General features: G+C 45.5%; 2 protein-coding genes and 1 pseudogene. All 3 read right to left on the bottom strand.

The window, feature by feature from the left end; all coding sequences use genetic code 11:
• Window positions 1-22 precede the first annotated feature (22 nt).
• On the bottom strand, window positions 23-496 hold the full coding sequence (locus F6K37_RS43270) for a pentapeptide repeat-containing protein (protein WP_008190303.1): 474 nt from the start codon (window positions 494-496) through the stop codon (window positions 23-25).
• Window positions 497-694: 198 nt separating this feature from the next.
• A pseudogene (locus F6K37_RS43265) lies at window positions 695-952 on the bottom strand (alcohol dehydrogenase catalytic domain-containing protein); the annotation flags it as partial.
• Window positions 949-1,230: hypothetical protein (locus F6K37_RS43260; protein ID WP_287257325.1), on the bottom strand; the 282-nt coding region annotated here is incomplete at its 5' end. The pseudogene F6K37_RS43265 and the gene F6K37_RS43260, both read right to left, overlap by 4 nt.

Below are 1,230 nucleotides of genomic sequence, written 5' to 3'. Positions count from 1 at the left end.
TTTGCCCACCCTACCTTGACAGTCAAGAATCTACTCTACACTCGACATTGAAATTGAATTCCTCGGCACTACCACCAATGCCAATGCCAGTTTCAAATATCTCGGCATTAGTTAAGGTAACTTTGTTCATGACAGCTCCAGACACATCGGTGTCGTAAAGCTTGGCCGCTGTCAAATTCACTTGGTTGAGATTAGCACAGTTTAAACTAGCGTTGGTGACAAAGGCTTGGGTTAAGTTAGCCCCGTTTAAGTTGGCACCAGTCAGGTCAGCACCTTCTAGGTTGGCTTCAATTAAGATTGCTCCTTGCAGGTTAGCATTCCTCAAATCAGCCCCAAGTAGATGTGCACCCGATAGATCCGCTCCTTTTAAATTACACCCTGGACATTCACCAGTTGAAAGCAACTGTTGCACCTGGTCTGGGTTTTCAGCTACGGCTGAACCGGTGAAGAACAGAGAAGCGACTAAAGTTAGCGTTGCCAAAATATTGAATTTCATTTTTGGCCTCCCTAGAAGTTAAATCATCAGGATGTATTTGTTCATCCCAATTTCATTATAACCGATTAGTGGTGCGGGATTATAATGATGATTTGTTAAGGTTAGTTATGGAATTAATCCTTAAATTGCTGAGTTTGTTAAGAAAAGACACACAATTGTGAAAGTTAAGGGATTATGGTGCTAAGAGATTAAGCGATCGCCTAGTCCCACTCTTTGTCCAACTTGGAGCGTGGTCACGTTCTCTCCCAATGCGGCCACGGTACCAACGACCTCGTGACCTGGTACAAAGGGATACTGAGTTAGTCCCCACTCGTTATCCAACATACTCACGTCCCTGTGGCAAATACCACAGTATTCCACATTGATTTCTACTTCCTCTTCCCCCAAAACCCCTGGGTCGTATTCAGAAGGCTTCAGTTCTCCACCAGGTTCGTGGGCTGCGTAGGCTCGAATCATTGTTTGAATTTATGGTGTGAATTTATGTCTTCATTTATAGCAGTTTTAATTTGGGTGACGGAGTCGGGAGTAGGGAGTCGGGAGTCGGGAGTCGGGAGTCGGGAGTCGGGAATCGGGAGTCGGGAGTAGCGCTTTTTAGAGGTTGTCTGAAAAGTCTCATTTGCTACATCCAAGCCCCCGTTGGTCCCCCAATTTTGGGGGACTTCTACCAGCAAATTGATTCTTGTTCCCCCCAGAATTGGGGGGCTAGGGGGGCAAAATTCAGTATCAAAAAACTT

It is taken from the genome of Moorena sp. SIO4E2, from assembly GCF_010671945.1.
Lineage (GTDB): Bacteria > Cyanobacteriota > Cyanobacteriia > Cyanobacteriales > Coleofasciculaceae > Moorena > Moorena producens.
This window is presented reverse-complemented; position numbering and strand designations above follow the sequence as displayed.